Genomic DNA, 22,553 nt, shown 5'->3' on the forward strand with positions numbered 1-22,553 from the left:
TCCGGGCGCCCACGGCTTCGCACTCCGGGTGCCCATGGCTTCCCGCCCGGAGCGCCGCCCGCCGTCGCCCGGACGGACGGTCGGCCCGCCCCAGGGCGGGGGAGAAGACTCGCCTCCGGCGCCTTCCGGCTTCGCGGAGCGAACGGCCCGGCATCACTTTGGTGTCGGGGCGTGCCCATGCCAGCGGCGGCGAGGTGTGGTGTCGGTGCCTCCGGATAGGCTGAACGCATGACGCGAGCCGAGCAGCCAACGGCCCCCACCACAGCCCCGGACGACGCCCTGGTCGCGGACTCCCGCGAGCGCGCCGTCCGTTCCCTGCTGCGCCGACCGGAGCTGCGGCGCCTGTGGAGCGCGCAGCTGGTCAGCGGTGTCGGCGACACCCTCGCCCTCCTGGTCCTGGTGGTCCTCGCCCTCCAGGCGGCGATCGCCCAGGGCGCGTTCGGCGGTGGATACCGGGGTGTGGCGTTCGCAGTGGCGACGGTCTTCGCCGCGCGCGTCCTCGCCGCGCTGCTGTTCGGCGCGGTCCTCCTCGGCCCGCTGAACTCGCTCACCGCCCAGGAGGGCCCCCTCGACCGCCGCTGGGCCATGGTCGGCGCCGACGGCGTGCGCGCCGCGCTGCTGATCGTCGCGCCCCTGTGGATCGACTGGACGCCGGACAACGCGCTGGCCCTCCTGCTGGTCGCGGCCTTCGTCACCGGCGTGGCCGAGCGCCTGTGGACGGTGTGCCGGGAGAGCGCGGCCCCGGCCCTGCTGCCCGGCCCGCCCCCGGAGGGCGCCACCGTACGGCCGCTGCCGGACCACATGGACGCCCTGCGCCGTCTCTCGCTGCGCACCAGCTTCCTGGCCGTCCCGCTGGCCGCCGCCGCGCTGGTCGTCGCGGCCCTGCTCAACAACCTGCTGGGCACCGGCGTGCCCTGGTTCGACCAGCACCAAGCGGCCCTCGGCGCGTATGTGGCGGCCGGCCTGTTCGCCGCCTCCCTGTCCGTGCTGACCTTCCTGGAGCTGCCCGACGCACGCACTCCGCGCGCGCGGTCCCCGCTGGAGGGCCTGCGCCGCCCGCGTACCGGCACCGGCGTCGACAAGGGCCGTACGGGTGCGATCCCGCTGCTCGTCCCGGCCTGCGCCGCGGTCGCCGGAGCCATCGCGGCGGCCGTCTCGGTGTGCGTGCTGCACGCCACCGACCTGGGCGGCGGCCCGGTCCTGTACGGCCTGCTGGTGCTGGGCCTGACCGGCGGTGTCGCTGTCGGCATCCGTACGGCCCCCGCGCTGCTGCCCTCGCTCTCGCGCCGTCGGCTGCTCGCCCTCGCGATCGCCTTCACCGGCATCGCCCTGCTGGCCGCCGGGCTGGTCCCGGACGTCACCACGGTCCTGCTGATCGTCACGCTGGCCGGCGTCACCGCGGGCGTGGCCGCGAACACCGGGCACGCCCTGCTCGACCAGGAGACCGAGGACTACCGCAGGACGCGCGTCACCGAGCACCTCCACGCGGTCGTCCGGGTCTTCATAGCGCTCGGCGCCCTGATCGCGCCCGTGGTCGCCGGGCTGATCGGCCGGCACCGGCTGGAGAACGGCAAGTTCGTCTTCGCGCACGGCGGCGCCTCCTTCACGCTGATGCTGGTCGGCGCGCTTCTGCTGCCGCTGGCCGTCCTGGTGCTGGCCAAGGCCGACGACCGCTCCGGCATCCCGCTGCGCCAGGACCTCAAGGACGCCCTGCTCGGCGGCGACGACCCCGTCGAGGCACCCGCGGCCGGCGGGTTCTTCGTCGTCCTCGAAGGCGGCGACGGCGCCGGCAAGTCCACCCAGGCCGAGGCCCTCGCCGAGTGGATCCGGGCCAAGGGCCACGAGGTCGTGCTCACCCGCGAGCCGGGGGCCACACCCGTCGGCAAGCGGCTGCGCTCGATCCTGCTGGACGTGTCCTCGGCGGGCCTGTCCCACCGCGCGGAGGCGCTGCTGTACGCCGCCGACCGGGCCGAGCACGTCGACACCGTCGTACGCCCCGCCCTGGAGCGCGGCGCCGTGGTCATCTCCGACCGCTACATCGACTCGTCCGTCGCCTACCAGGGCGCCGGCCGCGATCTGTCCCCGACCGAGATCGCCCGCATCAACCGCTGGGCGACCAACGGGCTCGTCCCGCACCTGACGGTCCTGCTGGACGTCTCCCCGGAGGCCGCCCGCGAGCGGTTCACCGAGGCGCCGGACCGGCTGGAGTCGGAGCCGGCGGAGTTCCACGCGCGCGTGCGTTCCGGTTTCCTCACGCTGGCCGCAGCCGACCCCGGCCGCTATCTGGTCGTGGACGCCGGTCAGGAACCCGAGGCCGTCACCACGGTGATCCGGCACCGGCTCGACACCGTGCTGCCCCTGTCCGAGGCCGAGATCAAGGCCCAGGAGGAGGCGCGGAAGAAGGCCGAGGAGGAGGCCCGCCGCAAGGCCGAGGAAGAGGCCGCGCGCAAGGCCGAGGAGGAGCGCCTGGAGCGCGAGCGCCAGGAGGAGCTGGCCCGGCTGCGCGCCGAGGAGGAGGAACGCAAGCGCCGCGAGCTGGAGGAGGCGCAGCGCCGCGAGGCCGAACGGCAGGCGGAGGAGGCCCGGCAGCGGGCGGCCGAAGCGGCCCGGCGCGCCGAGGAGGAGCGGCAGCGGCTGCTCGCCGAGGAGAAGGCCCGCGCCGAGGAGGAGGCCCGCCGCAGGGCCGAGGAGGAGCGGCACCGCAGGCAGGCCGAGGAGGAGGCCCGGCTGCGCGCCGAGGAAGAGGCCCGGCAGGCCCGGCTGCGCGCGGAAGAGGAAGCGCGCCGCCTGGAGAAGCAGCGCAAGGCCGAGGAGGCGCTGCTGCGCGCCGAGGAGGCCCGCCGGCAGGCGGCCGAGGCAGCGGCGGCGGCCGACACGGCGGCCCGCCGGTCCAGCACACCCCTGCAGGCCGCGCCGGGCCCGGCCCCGGACGCGGCGACGGTTCCCACCCCGGTGGTCAAGCCGGACGCACACGGCACCGACGCCGATGTGACGACCGAGCTGCCGCAGCCGCCGGTCGCGGGTGCGGCGGACGAGACGGCGGTGCTGCCGCCGGTTCCTGGTGCGGCGGACGAGACCGCGGTGCTGCCGCCGGTGGTTCCGGGTGCGGCCGACGAGACGGCCGTACTGCCGCCCGTACCGGGTGACGACCCGGCGGGCCGGGTGCCGCCCGGCTTCTTCCGGGACGAGCGGCCCGCCGCCGGCCCCGACGGTTCCGAGGACCGTACGCGCGAGATGCCGCAGCTCGACGCCGACGGCAACCCCCGCCGCCGGCCGCGTTCCGACTGGGCCGAGGAGACCCCGCTGGACGACCTGCCGTCGCTGGCGGACGAGCTGCTGGGCTCGTACGACGAGCGGGAGTACGGCGACCACGACGAGGAGCAGGGCCGCAGGGGCCGCGGCCGGCGCGGCTGAGGGACCGGTCTCTCGCGGCCACCGGAAGTACGGGCTCAGGGCGGCGCAGGTCGAAGCAGCGACCGGCGCCGCCCCCGCCTTTGCGCACCCGTGCCGAAAGGTCCGGCCGGGATCACCGGACCGTCGGCCGGACCGCGTTGTCAGTGGCCGCCCGCACAATGGAGGGCAGGAACGCGGAGTGTGACGGAAGGGCGGCGTGACCCATGACCGTATGGGACGACCTCGTCGGGCAGGAGAAGGTGAGCGCGGTGCTCGACGCGGCCGCGCGGGACGCCGACGCCCTCGTCACGGCCGCCGCGGCCGACCAGCCGCTGCCCGAGGCGTCGAAGATGACGCACGCCTGGCTGTTCACCGGCCCGCCGGGAGCCGGCCGTAACCAGGCGGCCAGGGCCTTCGCCGCCGCCCTGCAGTGCGTGAGCCCCGACCGCGCCCTCGGCGGAGCCCCCGGCTGCGGCTTCTGCGACGGCTGCCACACCGCGCTGCTCGGCACCCACGCGGACGTCACCTCGGTGGCCGCCGTGGGCTCCGAGATCCTGGTCAAGGACATGCGGGACACGGTCCGCAAGTCGTTCACCTCCCCGGCGAACGGCCGCTGGCAGATCATCCTGGTCGAGGACGCCGAGCGGCTGAACGAGAAGTCGGCCAACGCCGTCCTCAAGGCCGTGGAGGAGCCCGCCCCCCGCACGGTCTGGCTGCTGTGCGCCCCCTCCGTCGAGGACGTCCTGCCGACGATCCGCTCCCGCTGCCGCCACCTGAACCTGCGCACGCCGTCCGTGGACGCGATCGCCGACATGCTCGTACGGCGCGACGGCATCGAACCCGAGGTCGCGGCGACCGCCGCCCGCGCCACCCAGGGCCACGTCGACCGGGCCCGGCGCCTGGCCACCGATCCGTCGGCCCGTGAGCGCCGCGCGGCCGTCCTCAAGCTGCCCCTGCGCCTCGACGAGGTCGGGGCCTGCCTCAGGGCCGCCCAGGAACTGGTCGACGCGGCCGCCGAGGACGCCAAGCAGCTCGCCGAGGAGATGGACGGCAAGGAGGCCGAGGAGCTGAAGGCGGCGCTGGGCGCGACTCAGGGCGGCCGGCTGCCGCGCGGCACGGCCGGCGTGATGAAGGACCTGGAGGACATGCAGAAGCGCCGCAGAACCCGCACGCAGCGCGACAGCCTCGACATCGCCCTAGGCGACCTCACCGCCTTCTACCGCGACGTCCTCGCCCTCCAGCTCGGCTCCCGCGTGGCGATCGCCAACGAGGACGCCGAGGACGCCCTGGAGCGGCTGGCACGCGGCAGCAGCCCGGAATCCACGCTCCGCCGCATCGAGGCGATCGCCGCTTGCCGCGAGGCCCTGGACCGCAACGTGGCCCCGCTGCTGGCGGTGGAGGCGATGACGATGGCGCTGCGGGCGGGCTGAGACCCCGGTGGGGGATCCGAAGCTCTCGCGGCGGGCTGAAGCTCTCACGGGTGGGCTGAACACGAAGGCCGGGAGGCCGACCGATGATGTCCCTGCCAAGACACCGCCGCCGTTGTCCCCCGTACGAGGCCACAATCGCTACACAACGCGTCCGGGGCATCGCACAGCGTTACGCTCGCTTGATGCACACCAGGCCATCCCTCCGCCGGACCCGGGGCGCCCGTTCCCGGACGACGACTCGCCTCACGGCCGCCCTGTTCGCGGCCGCCGCCCTGCTCGTGTCCGCCTGCTCCTCCGGGAGCTCGACCTCGGGCGGCGGTGCGGCGGACGCGGTGCTGGCTGCGCTGCCGCCTGCGACGCCGTCGGCGCTGTCGTCGTACTACTCCCAGCGGCTGCAGTGGCACAGCTGCGGTACCTCTGGATTCGAGTGCGCGACGATGAAGGCCCCGCTGGACTACGCCCACCCCGGTGCGGGCGACGTCCGGCTGGCCGTCGCCCGCAAGCCGGCCACCGGCAAGGGCAGGCCGCTCGGTTCGCTGCTGGTCAACCCGGGCGGCCCCGGCGGCTCGGCGGTGGGCTACCTCCAGAGTTACGCGGGCATCGGCTACCCGGCCGACGTCCGTGCCCGCTACGACATGGTCGCGGTGGACCCGCGGGGCGTGGCCCGCAGCGAGCCCGTGGAGTGCCTCGACGGCCGCCAGATGGACGCGTACACGCAGACGGATCTGACCCCCGACGACCAGCGGGAGCAGAACGCGCTGGCCGCGGCGGACAAGAAGTTCGCGGAGAGCTGCGGGGCGCACTCGGCGCGGGTGCTGCGGCACGTCTCCACCGTCGAGGCGGCGCGCGACATGGACATCCTGCGGGCGGTGCTGGGTGATCCGAAACTGAACTACGTGGGGGCGTCGTACGGCACCTTCCTCGGGGCGACGTACGCGGGCCTGTTCCCGGACCGCGTCGGCCGGATGGTCCTGGACGGCGCACTGGACCCGTCCGTGGACGCCCGGCAGATGAACCTGGACCAGACGGCCGGCTTCGAGACGGCGTTCCAGGCGTTCGCGAAGGACTGCGTACGGCACTCCGACTGCCCGCTCGGCGGCAGGGGCACCACGCCGGCGCAGGTCGGCGACCACCTCAGGGCGTTCTTCCGGAAACTGGACGCGCGCCCTATCCCGGCGGGCGATGCGGACGGCCGCAAACTGGGCGAGTCGCTGGCCATGACCGGGGTGATCGCGGCGATGTACGACCAGGGCACCTGGGAGCAGTTGCGCGAGGCGCTGACCTCGGCGATGAAGAAGAACGACGGCGCGGGCCTGCTCGCGCTGTCCGACAGCTACTACGAACGTGACGCCGACGGCCACTACAGCAACCTGATGATGGCCAACGCGGCCGTGAACTGCCTGGACCTGCCGCCGGCCTTCACCGGTCCCGAGCAGGTCGACAAGTCCCTGCCCGCCTTCGAGAAGGCGTCCCCGGTCTTCGGCGACGGCCTGGCCTGGGCCTCGCTGAACTGCGCGTACTGGCCGGTGAAGGCCACGGGTGAGCCACACCGCATCGAGGCGAAGGGCGCGGCGCCGATCGTGGTGGTCGGCACCACCCGCGACCCCGCGACCCCCTACCACTGGGCCCAGTCCCTGGCCCACCAGCTCTCCTCGGGCCGCCTCCTGACGTACGTCGGCGACGGCCACACCGCCTACGGCCGCGGCAGCACCTGCATCGACACGGCGATCAACACCTACCTGCTCCACGGCACCCCGCCCGCCGAGGGAAAGCGCTGCTCATAGCCCCTGCCGCGGCCCTGCCGCCCGACCCGGAGCCCGCGCTTCCGGGGTGTGGTCGGAGCACCCCCAGAAACTGTGTAGACTTACCGATGTTGCCGATCGCACCATGGTGCGGACGGCGCGCCGCCTTAGCTCAGATGGCCAGAGCAACGCACTCGTAATGCGTAGGTCTCGGGTTCGAATCCCGAAGGCGGCTCCATTCAAAGCCCAGCTCAGACAGCATCTGAGCTGGGCTTTTGCGTTCAGCGGATGCGACGGCGGTGAGGAGCAGGGGCCCTGCGGGCACCCGTGTGTCCATTGCGCTTTGCTTTTGGGGTGGAGTGTCCAGATTTGGGTGTTGACGTTATGTCTGCGGCATATGACGATAAGCGGAATCACGAGCGCCGAACCGTCGCCCTGTGAACCGCGCGGCGCTCCCGTCTCGGCCCGAAGGAGGGCGGCAATGAAGACGTTCCGGAGGCGCATGCCGGGCAAGAAATCGGCGGTGGCGGCAATGATCCTTGGGGCGATCGTCCTCGTCGCTCCGACCGCGACCGCCGCCACCGAGAGCCCGAAGCCCCAGAGTCCCCACCTCGACCGCTGCATCCACAGCGCCGGTCCGGCCGGGCGCTTCTATTACCCGGGCTTCGCCGACGTCCCCTGCATTTGAGTGGCACATCGAACCGTGGGGGTCTGCTCCGGGGAGTTCCGCGTCGCCGATCGGCGGTGCGGCGCCGGTGTCATGGGCGGTATTCGAAGCCGAGGAAATGCCGGGACAAAAGCACCGTAAAGGGGCCGCAAAGTGAATCAGGGTCCGGTGAACCCGCGGATCTGAGGCAACATCTTGGTGAACGGTGGGCGCCGCGTGGTCAGGGTGCGGCGCCGCCGTCGGCCGGATGGGGTGAGGGACGTGGTGGAGCCGAGGATCGCCGTAGCCGTGGTGACCATGGGCAACCGGCCCGCCGAGGTCGACGCCCTGCTGGAGTCCGTGGCCAAGCAGGACCTCGCCCCCGCCCGCATCGTGATCGTCGGCAACGGCTGCCGGCTGCCCGAGTTCGCCCGCCGGCTCTCCCTGCCCGGCGAGGTCACCACCATCGACGTGGAGGAGAACCTCGGCTGCCCGGGCGGCCGGAACGTCGCCCTCGCCCGCTTGCGGGAGTACGGCGACATCGACGTCGTCGTGGAACTGGACGACGACGGGCTGCTCGTCGACGCCGATGTGCTGCGGCGCGTCCGGGACCTGTACGCCGCCGACCCGCGCCTCGGCATCGTCGGCTTCCGCATCGCCGACGAGCACGGCGAGTCCCAGCAGCGGCACGTGCCCCGCGTCGGCAAGTCCGATCCCCTGCGCGGTGGTTACGTCACCGGGTTCCTCGGCGGCGGGCACGCCCTGCGCATGGCGATGCTGGCCGAGACCGGGGACTGGCCCGCCGAGTTCTTCTTCGCGCACGAGGAGACCGACCTCGCCTGGCGCGCCGCCGACGCCGGCTGGAAGATCCTCTACGCCCCCGAGCTGTTGCTCCAGCACCCCAAGACCTCGCCGGCCCGGCACGCCATCTACTACCGCGTCAACGCCCGCAACCGCGTCTGGCTCGTCCGGCGCCGGCTGCCGTTGCCGCTGATCCCCGTGCACCTCGGGGTGTGGACGCTGCTCACCCTCGCCCGTACGCGCTCCACGGCGGGGCTGAAGGCGTGGTTCGGCGGGTTCGTCGAGGGGCTGCGGAAGCCGGCCGGCGGGCGTCGGCCCATGCGCTGGCGGACGGTGTGGCGACTCGCCCGGCTGGGACGTCCGCCGGTGATCTGAGGCGCGGGGCATCTGGCGGTGGGGTGAGGTGCCGGGCCCTTTCGATGGGACCTGCTCGGCGCCCTCGCCGGTGATGCCGACGTGGGCGCGGGGCGCGGGTGCCTCCGTCGATCGCCTGACCGGTGCGAACGGGGCGCGGAGGCGGGAACGGGACGGGGCCCCGGGCGTTCACCTCCGCCGACCGGGGCCCCTTGCGTCCCCGGATCCGGCCTACGGCGACACTCCCCCGAGTTACGCGACATGCGCGCGCGCCGTCGGGCCAGATCCGATGCAAATGATCACATCAGGATTCACCAACGGATCGCTAACATGTGGCCAACGGTTCGTCGGTAGCTGGCGAAGCCGTTGGCCGGAACTCGCCGACGGTATCCGAAACAGGCCCTCGGACGGGCCGATCCCGGGCTGGTCCGGACGGCAGAAGGTGGCGGGAAACCGTTGTGGACAGGGCGGAATTCCGCCAGGGGACCGCGGGCACAGGCTCGCAGGGAGCGGCGGGCACGGGCTCGTCGCGGAGCACGGTCGGCCCCGACCGCGCGGGAAGGCAGTGGAGCGGCGTGATGCGGCGGTGCGAGCTGCGGTTCGGACTGCTGGGGCCGCCGGCCCTGTATGACCGACAGCCGTTCGGGATCTCGTACGAGAGCCCCCGCGCCCCTTCCGACGCCTTCGCCGCCGACGGCGTCCTCCGCGCCACCAGGAACAACGCCGACGGCACGCGGGACGACACCCCTCCCCACGACCCCGCCTTCGAGGGCGCGCTCCACCGCGGCACCCCCGACAACGCCGTCCGTGCCATCGGCAGCCCCAAGGTGCGCGCACTGCTGGCCGCTCTGCTGCTGGAGCCGGGCCGGGTGGTGTCGGTGGAGTCGCTGAAGGACGCCCTGTGGGGCGGGGCGCCGCCCGTCTCCGCGCAGGCGTCCCTGCACAACCACGTCACCCGGCTGCGCCGGCTCCTGGACGACCCCGACCGGCTCAGGGCCGTACCACCGGGATACGTACTGCGCGTCGACCAGGGCGAGTTGGACGTGCACGTCTTCGACGCCCGGGTCGCCGAGGCGCGAGCCGCGCACGCGCGGCGGGACTGGCCGGGCGTCGTACGGGCCTGCACGGCCGCGCTCGCGCTCTGGCGCGGCACCCCGCTCAGCGGACTCCCCGCCGACCTCGGCGGTTATGCCCTGGTACAGCGCCTGGAGGAGGCCCGGCTGCTCCTGCTGGAGTGGCGTTACGACGCCGAACTCGCCCTCGGCGCCGCACGGTTGGGTGGGATCGTCCCCGAGCTCGCGGCGCTGGTCGCCGAGTATCCGCTGCGCGAGGCGTACCACCGTCAGCTGATGCTCGCCCTGCACCGCACCGGCCGTCAGGCCGAGGCCCTCGCCGTCCACCGTGATCTGCGCGCCCGCCTCATCGAGGAACTCGGCATCGAACCCGGCCCGGCGGTTCGCGAGGCCCATGTCGAGGTGCTGCGAGGGAGTGACGAGGAGCGGCAGGGGGCCGACGCGGAGCGCGACGGCCGTCGGCGGGGCCCGGAGGGCGACCACCGGCCCGTGCGCGCCGGTCACCTGGAGGGCGCCGCCGAGGAGGAAGCCGAAACGCCGGTTCCGCACGAGGGCTGTGCCGCGCCGGACGCCCGGCAGACCCTGCGGCCCGCGCAACTCCCGCCGCCGCCAGCCCATTTCACCGGCCGCGTCGATGTCCGCGGCGAGCTGCGGCGGGCGCTCACCGAGCCGCCCGTCCCGGCTCCGGCCATCGCCGTGATCAGCGGTATGGCGGGCGTCGGCAAGAGCGCGCTCGCCCTGGCCGTGGCCCATGAGCTGCGGGAACGTTTCCCCGATGGGCAGCTGTACGTCAACCTGCACGGCGCCACCCCCGGCATGACCCCGCTCAGCTCCGTCCAGGCGCTCGCCGCACTGCTCCGGGACCTGGGCGCCGAGCCCCGCAACATCCCCGAACACCCGGACGCGGCCGCCGCGTTGCTGCGCTCGCTGCTCGCCCCGGCCCGCGTCCTGCTGGTGCTGGACGACGCGGCGAACGCGGCCCAGGTACGCCCCCTGCTGCCGGCCGGGCCCGGCTGCGCGGTGATCGTCACCAGCCGCTCGCCGCTGACCGCCCTCGACGGCGCCAGGCGCTTCCCGCTCGCGCCGCTGACCGGCGAGGACAGCGCGGCACTGCTGCGCGCGGTGAGCGGACGCGAGGGGCTGGACGCCGGCCACCCGCTGGTCGAGCTGACTGGCCGGCTGCCGCTGGCGCTGCGCGTCGTGGCCGCCCGGCTCGCCGCCCGCCGCGCCCTCACCCCGGATGTGCTGGCCAGCCAACTCGCCGAGACCGGCGGCCGGTTGTGCCATCTCGAGTACGACGACCTGAGCGTCCGGCGGTCCCTGGCCGTCGCCCACGACGCGCTCGCCGCCGCCGAGCGCGAGGCGGACCGGGACGCGGCCCTCGCGCTGTGCCGCATCGGCGCGCTGGACCTGCCGACGTACGGCGCCCCGCTGATCGCCCGACTCACCGGCACCGACGCCCGGCGCGCCGAGGCGGCCCTGGACCGCCTGGTCGACGTCGCCCTCCTGGAGGAGACCACCTACGGCCGCTACGCCCCGCACGACCTGGTCCGCGACTTCGCCCGCGAACTGGCGGACGCGGGGAAGGGCACCGGCACGGGAGCGCCGGGCCACCTTCCGGACGCGGACACCGAGCCGGGCCCGGGTACGCAGGGGGAGGCCGGCCGGCGGACCGGCCTCGCCGCCGCGCCCACTCCCGACCTGATCGCCCTGCGCTGGTACGCCGCCGTGGCCGAACGGCTGCTGGAGGCGATCGTGGAGCCCGGGATCGACCAGGAGGACCGGCGCCGGCCCACCTCCGCGCAGCCGCCGGAGCACACGGACGACGTGGCCGCGCTGACGTCCTTCGAGTCCGCCGAGCAGGCCTTCGGCTGGGGCGAGGTGGAGCTGGAGAACGTCGTCGCCCTGGTGTCACGCAACGCGGGCACGTCCGACCCGCGCCGGGCCGCGCACCTCTCGACGCTCGCGCGGCTGCTCTTCCCCTATGTCCAGCGCGGCGGCCGGGTCGCCGAGATGGAGGTGCTGGGGCGGGCCGCGCTCGGGGCGGCGCGGCGGCTCGGGGACGCGGCGGCCGAGGCGTACGCCCTCGGCGACCTGGCGGGCCTGCACTTCCTGACCGGCCGTCAGAAGGACGCCCTCGCCCTCACTGACCAGGCCCTGGAGATCTGGCGGCGGCTCGGCGTCGTCTCCAGGATCCGGCGCACCCTGAACAACCGGGGGCTGCTGCTGGAGGGGCTCGGGCGGTTCACGGAGTCCGAGGAGGCGCTGCGGCAGAGCCTTGCCTACTCGCGGCGGCTGAACGACCCCTACGGCGAGGCCGTCACCCACAGCCACCTCGGCAACCTCTACGAGCACACCGACCCGCGTGCCGCGATCGAGCAGCACCGGCGCTCGCTGGCGATCGGGGACGCGATCGGCGCGGTCATCGTGCAGCACTCGGCGCACTGCAACATCGGCTACGCCCATCTCACCCTCGGCGAACCGGCGGCCGCGGCGGAGCACTTCGAGGAGAGCCTGCGGATCCTCGGCGGGCACGGTGACTGGCACGGCGAGTCCCAGACCCGGCTCGGCCTGGTCCGCGCGCTGCGGCAGCTGGGGGAGATTGAACGGGCGGGCCGCGAGTGCGCCGAGCTGCTGAGCCGGGCCGACGCCCGCGCCGACCGCTACATGGGCGGCCTGGCCCGGCACCAGCACGGGCTGCTGCTGAGCGCGCGGGGGCTGCGGACGGAGGCGCACGACGCCTGGTGCGCGGCACTCGCGGCGCTGGACGGCACCGACGAGCAGGCGGTCGTGGCGGAACTGCGGGAGCTCCTCGCGAAGTGACGGAAGCCCTTGGGCGCAGCGTGCGCCCCGAAGGCGCGCGGGCGACTGCGCGACCAGCCACGACGCGCCCGCACACACCGGCCGCGAGTTCCCCTTACCCCTTGCGCCGACGCCTCCGGCACGGCGCTCATTTGGCGTCGGCATAGCACTCCACCACCGCTGTCGTGAACGGGAACCGCACCGGGGTCTCGCCGAAGGTCAGCCGGCCGGCGAGGTCGGCGGAAGCGCGGATGGCCTGGACGACCGCGTCGGCCTCGTCGGCGGGGCAGTGCACGATCACCTCGTCGTGCTGGAAGAACACCAGCTCCGCCTTGAGGTCCGCGCAGGCCCGGCGGAGCCCGGCGAGCATCAGCAGGGCCCAGTCGGCGGCGCTGCCCTGGACGACGAAGTTCCGCGCGAAGCGGCCCCGCGCCCGGGAGTTGGTGGAGGCGTAGCCGGGGACCCAGGCGGCCTGGCCGTCGGGCTGTGCCTCCGTGTCGTCCTCGGCGATGGGGATGCCCGCCTCCCCTGCCGCGTCCTCGCCGGATCCGGCGGCCGGCGGGCAGGTCCGGCCCAGCCAGGTGCGCACCAGCCGGCCCTCCTCGCCCGCGTGGGCCGCCTCGTCGACGTAGGCGACGGCCTTCGGGAAGCGGCGGCGCAGCGCGGCCAGGTTCTTCAGGCCGTCGCCCGAGGTCTGGCCGTAGATCGCGCCCAGGACGGCGATCTTGGCCTGGTCGCGGTCGCCGGAGAAGGCGCGGTCGGACACGGACTGGTAGAGGTCGCTCGCACGGCCGGCGACCTCCATCAGGCCGGGGTCGCGGGAGATGGCGGCGAGCACGCGCGGCTCCATCTGGTCGGCGTCGGCCACGACCAGCCGCCAGCCCGGGTCGGCGACCACGGCCCGGCGGATCACCTTGGGGATCTGCAGTCCGCCCCCGCCGTTGGTCACCCAGCGGCCGGTGACCGTGCCGCCGGCGAGGAACTCTGGGCGGAAGCGGCCGTCGCGCACCCAGTCCTGCAGCCAGGACCAGCCGTGTGCCACCCAGATGCGGTACAGCTTCTTGTACTCCAGCAGGGGTTCGACGGCCGGGTGGTCGACGGACCGGAGCTCCCAGCGGCGGGTGGACTTCACCTTGATGCCGGCCTGGGCGAAGGCCTTGATCACGTCGGCGGGCAGGTCGGGGCGGACGCGGCGGCCGAAGGCGGCGGAGACCTCGTCGGCCAGCTCGGCGAGGCGGCGCGGCTCGCCGCCGCCCGCGTACCGCTCGCCCAGCAGCTCGTGCAGCAGGCGGCGGTGGACCTCGGCGCTCCACGGCAGGCCCGCGTGGTTCATCTCGGCGGCCACCAGCATGCCGGCCGACTCGGCGGCGGTGAGCAGCCGCATCCGGTCGGGGTGGGCCGTCCGGTCGTGCCGCCGGAGCTGCTCGGCGTAGACCGCGAGGAGGTCGGTCAGGGGCAGGCGGGTGCCGGTGGGCTCGAACAGCGGGGACTGGGCGCCCGGTTCGGCCGAGCGCTGGGGCGGGTCGGGCGGTACGGGGCCGCCGCGGAGGCGGGCCAGGGCGGCGGCGGCCGAGCGAGGCTCGCCGTACCGGCCCTCGTGGCCCAGCAGGAGTGTCTCGGCGTCCTCGATGTCGTAGCACCGCTCCACTCGCACCCCCGTGGCGAGCAGACGCGGGTAGACCTCGGGGGTGGACCGCCACACCCAGCGCGTCACCTCCGGGCGGCTGCGCACCGCCCCGGCGAGATCGCTCTCCCGCCGCACCGGCCCGGCGGGCAGGCCGTCCGGGCCGAGGGGGGCGACGTCCACGCCGCTGTCCTCGGCCAGTGCGAGCGCCCACCGGTCGGTCATGACTGCGAGTGTGGCAGCCGGGTCTGACAATCGGTCTGACCTGCGGTTTCAGTCCTTCGCGTCGGTCGAGTCGTCCGTCGCGGCCTCGGCCGCCGTGGCCGCCGCCTTCGTCTGTTCCAGCAGCAGCGACAGCACCTCGGCGACGTACGCCTCGGTCGCGGGCTTGGTGATGCCGAGACCGCTGAGGACGCCCCGGCCGTTCTCGTGCTCCAGGAGCGCGAGCAGGATGTGCTCGGTGCCGATGTAGTTGTGGCCGAGCCGGAGGGCCTCGCGGAAGGTGAGTTCCAGGACCTTCTTGGCGTCGGGGCCGTAGGGGATGAGGTCCGGAACCTCCTCCGCGGCCGGTGGCAGCACGGCGGACGCGGCCTGCCGCACGGCGTCCAGCGGGACGCCCTGCGCGGTGATCGCCTTCGCGGCGATGCCTTCGGGCTCGGCCAGCAGTCCGAGGACCAGGTGCTCGGGGCGGCCCTCGGGGTTGCGGGCGGCCACCGCCTCGCTGTGCGCGGCCATGACCACCTGCCGCGCGCGCGGGGTGTAGCGGCTGAAGCCCTGGCTGAGGTCGAGGTCGGTGGACTCCTTCGGCACGAACCGCTTCTGCGCCGCCTGTCGGGTCACGCCCATGCTCCGGCCGATCTCGGTCCAGGACGCGCCCGAGCGCCGTGCCTGGTCGACGAAGTGGCCGATCAGATGGTCGGCCACGTCACCGAGGTGGTCGGCGGCGATCACCGCGTCCTGGAGCTGTTCGAGGGGCTCGTTGTGGGCCTTCTTGATGGCCTCGATGAGGTCGTCGAGGCGTACGGATGCCGTGATGTTCGGGTTGGTCGCCATGTGTCAACCGTAAGTTGCGCCCCGTCGAGTGTCAACCGATGGTTGACAGTGCTTCGGTGTGTTCGCCGGTCACTTCGGCGCGACCGCCAGGCGCACCGCCAGGCCGGCGAACACCGTTCCGCTGAAGTAGTCCAGGGCCCGGGCGAGGCGCCGGCTGCGCCGAAGGAGCGAGGCGAGCTTCCCGGAGAGCAGTCCGACCGAGCCGTCCACCACCACGCCCATCGCCGTGATCGTGAAGCCCAGGACGAGGAACTGCTCGCGCACGTGCCCCAGGCCGGGGTTCACGAACTGCGGCAGGAAGGAGACGTTGAAGAGGATCACCTTGGGGTTGAGGAGATTGGTGACGGCGCCGCGCCAGAACGCCCGGCGGCGCCCGTTCCCCTGCGCCGCCTCGGTCTCGGCCGGGCCGCCGTCGCCCCGGAACGCCTTGACCGCGAGGAACAGCAGGTAGGCCGCGCCCGCCCAGTGCAGCACCTCGTAGAGCGTCGGCAGGGTCAGGAACAGCGCCGACAGGCCGAGTGCCGCGGCGACCGTGTGCACGAGCATGGCGCAGGCGACTCCGACGGCGGCCGACACCCCCGTCAGGGGGCCGCCCCGGCCGCCCACCGCCACGATGAACATCATGTCGGGTCCGGGGGTGACGCAGAGTGCGAAGGCGGCGATCAGGAACGCCGCGTAGAGAGACGTGTCCACCATGCCGCCATGCTTGGCGCGCCCCCACGCGCGCGTGGCGGAATTCCAGGGACTGAGATGATCCGCCGGCCAAGTGGTGCGCGGGCCGACGGCGTTGAGGCCCGGGATCCTCGGTCAATGCCCCGCCCGGCCGCCGCGCCCGTTCGGGGGACAGGCGCGCCGGGCGGCCCACCCGCGCCGGGAGCCCGCCGTGGCGCCGATCCGGGCCCGACCGCTCCGCCCGCCCGGCAGTCGTCCTCGCATCCCCCCTGTCCTCGGCAACTACCGTGGTCTCGACCACTGCATCCCGCGCCCCCATGCCCCATGCCCTCGCACACCGGGCGGCCTCCATCGGCCCGAGTCCGTCCTTTGTCCACAGCCTGTGGACAAAGGACGGCCCGCTGTCGGCGGGGCATGGCACGATCGACGGTGTGACCAGCGCTGCCAGCACGGTCGAGAGGGCCTTCCGGGCCGCCCTCTACGACGACACCGACACCGGCCTCGACACGGGTGCCTCCCTGCTCGCCGCCGACCCCGCTGCGGACGCCGAACTCGCCCGGCGGGGCGAGGAGTTCGTGGCGACTGCCTGGCAGCGCGGCTGGCAGCCCGCCGATGTCGTACGGCTGGTGCGGCGCGAGCTGGAGGACGCGCATATGCGCCAGGCCGCGGCCCTGATCCGCGCCCAGTCCGGGCGGGATCGCCCGCGCGGCCGCCGCTGGACCGCCCAGCTGGCGGAGCTGCCCGAGGGCCCCGTCCGCGAGGCCGACCGCTTCTCGCAGGCCACGACCACGCTGGAGCTGTACCGCCTGCTGCTGCGCCTGCCCGTCCTGGAGCCCCTGGAGGAGGAGCCCCGGCGCGCCGCCGGCCCGGCCGCCTCCCGGATGCTCGCCCGGATCCGCGCGCTGCTCGCCAAGGCCGAGGCGACCGGGTATCCGGAGGAGGCGGAGGCGCTCAGCGCCAAGGCGCAGGAGCTGATGGCGCGGCACAGCGTCGACGAGGCGCTGCTCGCCGCCGAGGCGCCCGCGCCGGACGCGCCCGGCGCCTGCCGGATCGGGGTGGAGCCGCCGTACGAACAGGCCAAGGCGGTTCTGCTCGACGCCGTGGCCGGCGCGAACAACTGCCGCGCGGTGTGGAACGAGCCGCTCGGCTTCTCGACGGTCGTCGGCTTCGAGGCGGACCTGGAGGCGGTCGAACTGCTCTACACCTCGCTGCTGGTGCAGGCCACGCACGCGATGACCAAGGCGGAGGCCGCGCAGAGAGCCGGCGGGCGGAAGCGGACCAAGACCTTCCGGCAGTCGTTCCTGGCCGCCTACGCCCACCGGGTCGGCGACCGGCTCGCGGCCGCCGCCGAGACCCAGGTCAGCCAGGACCTGCTGCCGGTCCTCGCCACCAGGGAGATAGCCGTCACCGACCGGCTGCAGCGCATGTTCCCCGAGACCACCACCACCCGGCTGCGCGGGGTGACCGACGCGGCCGGCTGGACGGAGGGCGCACGAGCGGCAGACCGCGCCCAGGTCAGGGCACGCCGCGGACTGGAGTGAGCCCGCGGGCTGGAGTGAGCTCGCCCGGGCTGGGGTGAGCCTGTTCGAAGCCGGGTGAGCCCGCCCGGGCTGGTGCGCACGCCCGAAGTGGATGTGCGCCCGCGGCAGTTCGGAGCCGACCTGCCCGAATCCGATGGCAGCGCCGCTGGTTTGGAGTGAGCCCATCCGACGCTGGTGCAGCGGAGAGCAGGGCGCGCGGCCGGCCGCCCCAGGCTGAAGGCAGCCAGCCCCAGGATGGACTCGGCCCGCCCCAGGTTGGACTCAGCCCGCCTGAATTCGACGTCCGCCCGCCACGGGCCGGGGGGAGCCCACCGAAGCCGGGGTGAGCCCGCCCCGCCTCTGGAGCCGGTCCGCCGGAAGTCGGCCGCAGCGCGCTCCCGCCTCAGGAGCCGGTCCGCCGGAAGCCGGCGTCATCCCGTTCCCGCCGCTTCTGGCTCACCCGAAGCCGACGTCACCCCGCCCGGCCCGCACGAACCCGCGCCCGCCAGCCCGCCCTGGCGATCAGTCGCCGACCTGTTGGAAGGCCGTCACGGAGGCGTTCGGGCCGGTGCCCGCGGTCTGGGTGGCGACGGGGCCGTAGGACCAGGGGAAGCTTCGGGAGGCGGTGGTGCCGGGCAGGGTGATCTTCACGGTCTTGGCGTCCAGCGCGGCCTTGTCGCCCGCCTTGCCGCGCACGTAGCTGATGGTGAACGACGCCGAGTCGCCCTTGGCGAGCTTCAGCTTCTGGGCCTTGGCGCCCTTCAGGGCCGGCACCTTGGCCTCGGTGTTGCCCGCGCTCAGGACGACGCCCGCGAACTGGTCCAGGGTGCAGGCCTTGCTCTGGTTGGTGATGCTGACCGGGAGCTCACCCGTGTCCCCGGCCTTCGGCGCCACGCTCGCGGACCCGATCTGCACGGAGACCCCGCCGATCTCGCAGGCCGAGCCGTTCTTGCCGGCGCTCTTGCTCCCGCCGCCGTCGCAGGCGGTGAGCAGCAGGGCGGCGGCGAGGGCTGTGACGGTGAGCGGAATGGCGCGCATGAGCAGGTCCCATCGAGGTCGTGACGGTGCCCCTGCATCATGGCGCTTGCGCTTCGGCTCCGTTCGCTCACCCCCGGCGGAATCACCGCTTCAGGTGGCGCTCCGCACCGGATTCACACCCGTCACCGCCTCAACCCGGCACCGGCAACGCACTGCTTCGAAGCGCTGCTTCAACGCGCTGCTTCACCGCACTGCTTCAACGTGAGGCGTCAACTCACTGCTTCGCCTTGGTCGGCAGCGCCGAAGGCAGCTTGCCGCCCTCCGCCTTGGTGTACGTCTCCTTGCCGGTCTTGCCCGACCAAGTCACCGTCATACCCTTGGCGTCCACGGCGTCGACCATGCCGGTGACGCGGTCCTTGTTGCCGTCGGGGCAGGTCAGATGGATCATCTGCATCCCGGACTCCTCGCCCGCGGCGCCCTGGCACCAGGCCTTCCGGCCGGTCACGAAGAGCCCGGCCTTCTTACCGGTGATCACCAAGGCCACGATCTTGCCGCCGCTCGTGGTGATCCAGCTGCCCTGGAGTTTGCCGGCGGCTCCGGTCACCGCCGCGGAGCCCGAGGGGGACGCCGACGCGGTGGTGGCGCTCGGCGTCGCGGAGGCGGCGGTCCCGTCGCCGTCACCGCCGCCCCCACTGCACCCGGTCAGCGCGGTGAGTGCGGCGAGCGCGCCCACCAGGCCCGCGGCCACGGTCGCGGTCCGCACCCGTGCCCGCGCGGCACCCGAAGCACCCGCGGCAGTCGAGACAGTCGCAGCAGTCGCACCAGTCGCAGACGTCACCGGAAAGCTCCCAAGCTGTAGCGGCCGGCCGCCCTCGGCCGGACGGCCCGCAGCAAGCTACCAGCCGTCACCACGAGGACCGCCGGACGCGGACAGGAATCAGTTGTGAACCAGCCCCGCGCGGCCCGTGGGTAGGCGATTTCCTACGCTTGACTGGTAGGAAATCGCCTACCTATTGTCGTACCCATGAACATCACTCACGCCTCCTTCGTCACCCTCCCCGTCACCGACCAGGACCGCGCCCTGCGCTTCTACCGGGACGTTCTCGGCTTCGAGGTCACCGCCGACCTTCAGATGCCGCCCGGGCGCTGGCTGCAGGTCGCGCCGAAGGGTGCGCAGACCGTCTTCACGCTCTCCGGGCCGGGCATGGGTGATTTCGAGCCCGGCTCGGCACGGGGGATCATGTTGGTGACGACCGATGTCGACGCCGACTGCGCGCGGCTCGCCGAGGCGGGCACCGAGGTGCAGGGCCCGGAGGAGTACCCGTGGGGGCGCATGGCCTCCTTCACGGACCCCGACGGCAACGGTCTGATGCTGCTGACGGAGAAGGAAGGCTTCTGACCGCACCATGAGCACCGGGACCGGGACGGGTACCGCCGCCGAGGACCGCGTCTTCGCCGCGCTCGCCAACGCCACCCGCCGCGAAGTGCTGCGGCTGCTGCGCGAGCGCGGACCGCAGCCCGTCCAGGCCCTGGCCGACCACTTCGACATGCGCCGCCCGAGCCTCTCGGAACACCTCAAGGTGCTCCGGGAGGCCGGCCTTGTCTCCGAGCAGCGCTCCGGGCGCCGGCGCATCTACCGCCTGGAGGCCGCCCCCCTCGCCGAGGTGCAGGACTGGCTCCACCCGTACGAGCGGTTCTGGCGCGACCGGCTGAAGGGTCTCGGCGACCTGCTCGACCGTCTGCCCGACGATGACCAGCCATGAGCGCCCAACCCGATGACGACCTGACCACCATCCGGGTCGACCAGTTCTTTCCGCACCCGCCCGCCAAGGTCTGGCGCGCCCTGACCGACCCCGCCCTGCTCGCCCGGTGGCAGATGCCCGGCGCCGAGGACTTCCGGCTGGAGGTCGGCCACCGGTACCGGATGACCTCCGTACCGCGTCCCAACGCCCGCTTCTCGGGCGTCGTGGAGGTACGGGTGCTGGCCTACGACATCGAGCGGATGCTGTCCGTCCGCTGGGCCGACGCCGATCCGGCCAACCCCGCGGACTGGACGATCACCTGGACCCTGGAACAGGAAGGGCGCGGTACGCGTCTCTTCTTGGTGCACGAAGGTTTCGATCCGGACGATCCGGCCCAGCTGATGGCACGGAAGATCATGGGCGGGGGCTGGCGGGGGCATGTCCTGCCTGCTCTGGGGCAGGCGCTGGAACAGCTTGGCTGACGCAGGCGTCTCCCCGGGTGGGTAAAGCGAACGTCAAAGCTGTAACCGTGAGAACACCCCCCGTGCACGTGCATTTGCGCATGCATCTGCACGTGAACGCAGTTATGATCCGGGTCAGTTGACCACAGCATCTATGGCCACACCAGCCAGTGCACCAGGGAGCGACCTGTGGACCGCGACGTTGACGGCGTGTACGGGGGGGACGACGTGTACAACGGCATTGCTGCCGCGCAGCTGGTCGGAGTGGCCTGGCAGAAGAGCAGGCACAGCAACTCGCAGGGTTCCTGCGTGGAGTTCGCGCGGCTGCCGGGCGGCGAGGTCGCCGTACGCAACTCGCGTTTTCCGGACGGGCCCGCGCTCGTCTACACGCGCGCGGAGATCGAGGCCATGCTCCTCGGCGTCAAGGACGGCGAGTTCGACCACCTGATAGTGAGCTGACGTCCGAGCGGTGGGCGCCGGCCCCGCGGGGACCCCTGGCAACGATGTCGGACGGACCGGAAAAGCTGGGGTGACGCGCGTAGAAACCGCGCGTCCGTCGGTGTCGTACCGTGTCAGCCGGCCGACTGGAGCCGGAACAGCGCCCAGACCACCTTGCCGTGGAGCGCGCCCGCGAGCGGGTGCCAGCCCCAGCTGTCGGCGAAGGAGTCGACCAGGAACAGCCCGCGCCCGGACTCGGCGGAGAAGTCGTCCGTCTCGCGCGGCACCGGCGTCTCGTGGCTCGGGTCGCGCACCGCGCACACCAGCCGCTCGGTCCAGCGCATCAGGTGCAGCCGCACGGACGGTATGTGTTCTGAACATGCCACATCGGACGGCAGGCCATGGCGCAGTGCGTTGGTGACGAGTTCGGAGACGACGAGGCATATGTCGTCGAAGCGGTCGTCGACGTCCCACTGGTCGAGGGTGCCGCGGGCGAAGCGCCGGGCCTCGCGCACCGCTTCGTAGCGGGCGGGCAGTGCGCAGGAGGCGGCATCGGACACGGCCGCGGGATCCAGCGGCGGAAGGCCCTGCCGTAACGGCTTGAGCATGGTCGATCCATTCGTCCCCATGCGAGGCACTCCCGGGAATTCGCGGTCGTTGCGATGCAGCGGTGGCGCGGCACCATGGTTTCGGATGCGCAGGGCAGATGCAAGGGCAGATGCACGTGCACGCGACCGAAATGGCACTGCCCGTACCGCTTCTTGGCCATTTTTTCCGCCATCTTCTCGACGGTTGTCATCAGAGGTCCGTACCTCTTCCCGACACACGCAGCCAGAAACGGCCCGCCTCTTTCCGTTTCCGTAACCGGACGAGTACTGCTCGAAGTGTTTTAGTGGCAGACTGCGGGCCCTGAAGACGGTTGGGGAGGCGGCGAACGTGAGCGCGGGAGAGCCCGGATCGGTGGTGCGGCGGATGCTGCTCGGCTCGCAACTCAGGCGGCTGCGTGAGGCGCGGGGGATCACGCGCGAGGCGGCGGGGTACTCCATCCGTGCCTCCGAGTCGAAGATCAGCCGTATGGAGCTGGGCCGGGTGAGCTTCAAGACCAGGGACGTGGAAGACCTGCTGACGCTGTACGGCATCACGGACGAGACGGAGCGCGAGTCGCTGCTCTCCCTCGCCCGGGAGGCCAACGTGGCCGGCTGGTGGCACAGTTACACCGACGTCCTGCCCAGCTGGTTCCCCACCTATGTGGGCCTGGAGGGCGCCGCGTCCCTCATCCGTGTCTACGAGGTGCAGTTCGTCCACGGCCTGCTCCAGACCGAGGACTACGCCCGTGCGGTGGTCCGGCGCGGCATGAAGGGCGCGAGCCCGGCCGACGTCGAGCGCCGGGTCGCCCTGCGCCTGGAGCGGCAGAAGCGCCTGCTCGCGGACCACGCCCCCGAGTTCCACATCGTCCTCGACGAGTCCGCCCTGCGCCGCCCCTACGGCGACCGCGCCGTGATGCGCGGCCAGCTCCAGCACCTGATCGACATCTCCGAGCGGCCCAACGTGCGGCTGCAGGTCATGCCGTTCAGCTTCGGCGGGCACTCCGGCGAGAGCGGCGCCTTCACCATCCTCAGCTTCCCCGACGCCGATCTGTCCGACGTCGTCTACGTGGAGCAGCTGACCAGCGCCCTGTACCTCGACAAGCGCGAGGACGTCGCCCAGTACGAGCAGGCCCTGAAGGAGCTCCAACAGGACAGCCCGGGCCCCGACGAGAGCCGGGACCTGCTCCGGGGCCTGCTTCAGCTGTCTTGAGGACCTCCTTCAACTCGCTTGAAACAC

General features: G+C 73.1%; 18 protein-coding genes and 1 tRNA gene. 13 read left to right on the top strand and 6 right to left on the bottom strand.

The features are described 5' to 3' along the window. Positions 1-228 precede the first annotated feature (228 nt). The 7 genes from tmk (at position 229) to ACIBJF_RS16080 (ending at position 12,262) form a co-directional block, all read left to right on the top strand. Positions 229-3,414 carry a dTMP kinase gene (gene tmk / locus ACIBJF_RS16050; protein ID WP_399174312.1) on the top strand — a complete coding sequence of 1,062 codons (3,186 nt, stop codon included), beginning with the start codon at positions 229-231 and terminating at the stop codon, positions 3,412-3,414. A gap of 203 nt (positions 3,415-3,617) precedes the next feature. Next, the gene (locus tag ACIBJF_RS16055; protein ID WP_399174313.1) at positions 3,618-4,823 is read left to right on the top strand and encodes a DNA polymerase III subunit delta'; all 1,206 of its coding nucleotides are present in this window, start codon (positions 3,618-3,620) and stop codon (positions 4,821-4,823) included. A gap of 182 nt (positions 4,824-5,005) precedes the next feature. Further along, positions 5,006-6,607, top strand: a complete 1,602-nt coding sequence (locus ACIBJF_RS16060) for an alpha/beta hydrolase (RefSeq protein WP_399174314.1) — start codon at positions 5,006-5,008, stop codon at positions 6,605-6,607. 119 nt (positions 6,608-6,726) lie between these two features. Then, a tRNA-Thr gene (locus ACIBJF_RS16065) sits at positions 6,727-6,803 on the top strand. 243 nt (positions 6,804-7,046) lie between these two features. Then, positions 7,047-7,253, top strand: a complete 207-nt coding sequence (locus ACIBJF_RS16070; RefSeq protein WP_399174315.1) for a hypothetical protein — start codon at positions 7,047-7,049, stop codon at positions 7,251-7,253. 240 nt (positions 7,254-7,493) lie between these two features. Further along, a complete protein-coding gene (locus ACIBJF_RS16075; RefSeq protein WP_399174316.1) occupies positions 7,494-8,387 on the top strand; it encodes a glycosyltransferase family 2 protein in 894 nt (297 codons plus the stop codon). 557 nt (positions 8,388-8,944) lie between these two features. Continuing rightward, on the top strand, positions 8,945-12,262 hold the full coding sequence (locus ACIBJF_RS16080; RefSeq protein WP_399174317.1) for a BTAD domain-containing putative transcriptional regulator: 3,318 nt from the start codon (positions 8,945-8,947) through the stop codon (positions 12,260-12,262). 127 nt (positions 12,263-12,389) lie between these two features. Here ACIBJF_RS16080 and ACIBJF_RS16085 read toward each other — a convergent pair whose 3' ends face one another. The 3 genes from ACIBJF_RS16085 to ACIBJF_RS16095 all read right to left on the bottom strand — a co-directional run bounded on the left by ACIBJF_RS16085 (position 12,390) and on the right by ACIBJF_RS16095 (position 15,614). Beyond that, entirely contained in the window at positions 12,390-14,090 is a 1,701-nt protein-coding gene (locus tag ACIBJF_RS16085; RefSeq protein ID WP_399174318.1) for a bifunctional 3'-5' exonuclease/DNA polymerase, read from the bottom strand. A 48-nt stretch (positions 14,091-14,138) separates the two neighbouring features. After that, positions 14,139-14,918: a Clp protease N-terminal domain-containing protein gene (locus tag ACIBJF_RS16090; protein WP_399174319.1), complete on the bottom strand. Its 780-nt coding sequence runs from the start codon at positions 14,916-14,918 to the stop codon at positions 14,139-14,141. 69 nt (positions 14,919-14,987) lie between these two features. Further along, the gene (locus ACIBJF_RS16095; protein ID WP_399174320.1) at positions 14,988-15,614 is read right to left on the bottom strand and encodes a LysE family translocator; all 627 of its coding nucleotides are present in this window, start codon (positions 15,612-15,614) and stop codon (positions 14,988-14,990) included. Positions 15,615-16,021: 407 nt separating this feature from the next. Between ACIBJF_RS16095 and ACIBJF_RS16100 the strand changes: the two genes are divergently transcribed. After that, positions 16,022-17,131 carry a DUF2786 domain-containing protein gene (locus tag ACIBJF_RS16100; RefSeq protein ID WP_399174321.1) on the top strand — a complete coding sequence of 370 codons (1,110 nt, stop codon included), beginning with the start codon at positions 16,022-16,024 and terminating at the stop codon, positions 17,129-17,131. A gap of 501 nt (positions 17,132-17,632) precedes the next feature. Here ACIBJF_RS16100 and ACIBJF_RS16105 read toward each other — a convergent pair. Together ACIBJF_RS16105 and ACIBJF_RS16110 are read right to left on the bottom strand one after the other, a co-directional pair. Then, the gene (locus tag ACIBJF_RS16105) at positions 17,633-18,148 is read right to left on the bottom strand and encodes a DUF4232 domain-containing protein (RefSeq protein ID WP_351810902.1); all 516 of its coding nucleotides are present in this window, start codon (positions 18,146-18,148) and stop codon (positions 17,633-17,635) included. Positions 18,149-18,362: 214 nt separating this feature from the next. Then, entirely contained in the window at positions 18,363-18,851 is a 489-nt protein-coding gene (locus ACIBJF_RS16110; RefSeq protein WP_399174322.1) for a hypothetical protein, read from the bottom strand. 261 nt (positions 18,852-19,112) lie between these two features. On the opposite strand from ACIBJF_RS16110, the gene ACIBJF_RS16115 reads away from it, so the two are divergent. The 4 genes from ACIBJF_RS16115 to ACIBJF_RS16130 all read left to right on the top strand — a co-directional run bounded on the left by ACIBJF_RS16115 (position 19,113) and on the right by ACIBJF_RS16130 (position 20,750). After that, entirely contained in the window at positions 19,113-19,487 is a 375-nt protein-coding gene (locus ACIBJF_RS16115; protein WP_390683515.1) for a VOC family protein, read from the top strand. 7 nt (positions 19,488-19,494) lie between these two features. Next, the gene (locus ACIBJF_RS16120; RefSeq protein WP_356299964.1) at positions 19,495-19,851 is read left to right on the top strand and encodes a metalloregulator ArsR/SmtB family transcription factor; all 357 of its coding nucleotides are present in this window, start codon (positions 19,495-19,497) and stop codon (positions 19,849-19,851) included. Further along, the gene (locus ACIBJF_RS16125) at positions 19,848-20,312 is read left to right on the top strand and encodes an SRPBCC domain-containing protein (RefSeq protein ID WP_399174323.1); all 465 of its coding nucleotides are present in this window, start codon (positions 19,848-19,850) and stop codon (positions 20,310-20,312) included. Before ACIBJF_RS16120 ends, ACIBJF_RS16125 begins: the two co-directional genes overlap by 4 nt. Positions 20,313-20,480: 168 nt before the next feature. After that, positions 20,481-20,750, top strand: a complete 270-nt coding sequence (locus tag ACIBJF_RS16130) for a DUF397 domain-containing protein (RefSeq protein ID WP_399174324.1) — start codon at positions 20,481-20,483, stop codon at positions 20,748-20,750. 113 nt (positions 20,751-20,863) lie between these two features. Here ACIBJF_RS16130 and ACIBJF_RS16135 read toward each other — a convergent pair whose 3' ends face one another. Next, positions 20,864-21,337 carry an ATP-binding protein gene (locus ACIBJF_RS16135; RefSeq protein ID WP_399174325.1) on the bottom strand — a complete coding sequence of 158 codons (474 nt, stop codon included), beginning with the start codon at positions 21,335-21,337 and terminating at the stop codon, positions 20,864-20,866. A 364-nt stretch (positions 21,338-21,701) separates the two neighbouring features. Between ACIBJF_RS16135 and ACIBJF_RS16140 the strand changes: the two genes are divergently transcribed. Further along, on the top strand, positions 21,702-22,526 hold the full coding sequence (locus ACIBJF_RS16140) for a helix-turn-helix domain-containing protein (RefSeq protein ID WP_399174395.1): 825 nt from the start codon (positions 21,702-21,704) through the stop codon (positions 22,524-22,526). The last annotated feature ends 27 nt before the right edge of the window (positions 22,527-22,553 follow it).

Source organism: Streptomyces sp. NPDC050743, assembly GCF_044456925.1.
GTDB lineage: Bacteria > Actinomycetota > Actinomycetes > Streptomycetales > Streptomycetaceae > Streptomyces.